General features: G+C 70.9%; 1 protein-coding gene. It reads left to right on the top strand.

All coding sequences use genetic code 11. The features are described from left to right. Positions 1-31: 31 nt before the first annotated feature. Positions 32-2,536, top strand: a complete 2,505-nt coding sequence (locus V7D28_RS14805; protein WP_333588149.1) for a hypothetical protein — start codon at positions 32-34, stop codon at positions 2,534-2,536. The last annotated feature ends 42 nt before the right edge of the window (positions 2,537-2,578 follow it).

Genomic DNA, 2,578 nt, shown 5'->3' with positions numbered 1-2,578 from the left:
GGCGCGGATCCCAGCACCAGGACACTTTGTTTTGCGTCTTCTCCTCCCCGTTCTCGCCTCCCGTTCCCTCAAACTCGTCCTGCTGACCGGCGCCGCCGCCTGCCTGGGCGCGCCCGCCTGGGCGCAGGTGGGCGACGATCCCTATGACTTCGAGGAGACCGAGGTGTCCGAACTGGTGGTCAGCGCATCTCGCGCCCCGCCGGGATCGGTGATCGGCGACATCACCCCGGAGATCACCCTGTCGCCCCGGGAAATCCGGGCCTATGGCGCGGCCAGCGTCAGCGAACTGCTGCAGGCGCTCAGCCCCCAGACCGGCAGCGGCCAGGGCTCCGGGCGCCCGGTGGTGCTGATCAATGGCGGTCGGGTGTCGGGCTTCTCCGAAATTCGCGACCTGCCCACCGAAGCCATCGCCCGGGTGGAGATCCTGCCGGAGGAGGTGGCCCTGAAGTACGGATATCCCGCCACCCAGAAGGTGGTGAATATGGTGCTGAGGCCTAGATTCCGCGCCACCCTGGCCGAGGCCGTGGCCACCACCCCCACACAGTCGGGAGGCGGTGAGACGCTCGGCGCGCACGGCGCCCGCCTCGATATTCTGAACGGCCGGCGCCTGACCCTGGACGCCCGGGCCAACCAGACCTCGGCCATTCTCGAAAGCGACCGGGATATCGCGGGCGGGGAGGGCGAGTTCCGCTCCCTGCAGCCTGAGTCCTGGGACGTGGCCCTCAACGCCGTCTTCGCCAAGCCTCTGGACTCGGGCGTCTCGGTTTCGGTGAACGGTCTCTTCGAGGCCAGCGAGCGCGAGGCGCGCCTGGGGCTTTCCCCCTTCGCGCCGGAGGCTCAGCTTCGCTTGACCGAAAGCCAGAACGGTCGCCTGGCCGCCTCTGCGGCCGGCGCGCTCGCCGGCTGGCAATGGTCCTATACGGGCGAGGTGGAGCGGAACCTGACCCGCACCCGCACCGACCGGGATTCCGCCGGCCTCGACTTCACCGACCGCACGCGCACCCTGACGACCTCGGCCCAGTTGGACCTGGTCCAGAACCGCAGCCTCTGGACCCTGCCGGCAGGCCAAGTCAGCACGGCGCTCACGGCGCGGGCCTCTGTGACCGAGCTGGAGAGCGAGGCCACGCGGTTGGGCGTCGATCAGGCCAATGACCTGTCGCGCACCACCGGCCAGATTCGCGGCAATTTCGACGTGCCCCTGACCCGCAGCGGCCAGGGCCTGAGCGAGCACATCGGCCGCCTGTCGGCCAATCTGAATCTGGGCGTGGAGCACGTCTCCGATTTCGGGGCGCTGGAAACCTTCGGCTACGGGCTCAACTGGGCGCCCACGAGCAAGATTCGCGTGCTCGGCGCCTTCAGCCGCAGCGAGGAGGCCCCCACCATGAGCCAGCTCGGCGATCCGCTCACCGCCACCACCGGCGTGCGGGTGTTCGATCTGGCCCGCGGCGAGAGCGCCGAAGTCACCCGCATCACCGGCGGCGTCGCAGGCCTCGACGCCGGGCGCCGGGACGTCTTCAAGCTGGGGGTGACCTTAAAGCCCTTCACCGACATCAACCTGAATCTGCAGGCCAACTACACCTCCAGCCGAACCCATGACGCCATCGTGGCCTTCCCTTCGGCCTCGACCCAGGTGGAGGCGGCCTTTCCCGATCGGTTCACCCGCGACGCCGACGGCGTGCTGATCGGGCTGGATGCGCGTCCCGTGAACTTCGCGCTGCAGGCCCGGGACGAGCTGCGCTGGGGGCTGACCTATTCCCGGCAGGTGGGCCAGAGCCCGACGCCCGAACAGATGTCGGCCATGCGGCGCAGCTTCGAGGCCGCCCGCGCCCGGGACGGGGCCGCCAGCGGGACGGCGACCGGCCAGGGCGAAGGTTCGACTGCACAGGCGCGGGGCCAGGGGGCGCCTGAGCGGCCTCCCGAGGGGGAGGGACCGCCGTCTGGGCCTCCGCCGGGCGCATCCGGCGGCTTCGCCGGTCCCCCCGGCGGCGGCCGAGGACCCGGTGGCGGCATGGGCGGCGGCAGGGGCGGTTTCGGCGGCTTTGGCGGCGGCCCGCGCAGCGGCGTCTTCCAGATCGGCCTTTATCACACGGTGGCCTTCCGCGATGATGTGCAGATCGCGCCGGGCCTGCCGCGCCTGGACCTGCTCGACGGGGCGGCCCTCGGCTCCGGCGGCGGCTCCTCGCGCCACCAGCTTGACCTGCAGGCCAACTATTCCCGTGGCGGCCTGGGGGCGGCGCTGAACACCAGCTGGCAGAGCGCCACGCGCATCGAGGGCCAGGGCGCCGACGGCGACCTGCGCTTCTCCGACTTCACCAAGGTGGATCTGCGCCTTTTTGCGGACCTGGGCATGCAGCCCTGGGCGCGGGAGCATCGATGGATGCGCGGAACCCGGCTGACCCTGTCCATCGACAACCTGTTCGACGCGCGTCAGGACGTGCGCACCGCCAGCGGCGCCGTGCCCATCACCTACCAGCCGGACCTGCTCGACCCCGTGGGCCGCACCGCGCGCCTGACCCTCCGCAAGCTCATCTTCTGAGCCGGCGGCGGCGGACGGCCATCTGTGACTGATCGGCGGGGG

The sequence above is a fragment of the Phenylobacterium sp. genome (assembly GCF_036723115.1).
In the GTDB taxonomy this organism is placed as follows: Bacteria; Pseudomonadota; Alphaproteobacteria; order Caulobacterales; family Caulobacteraceae; genus Phenylobacterium.
The sequence above is the reverse complement of the archived record's forward strand: the minus strand, read 5'-3'. Positions and strand labels throughout refer to the sequence as shown.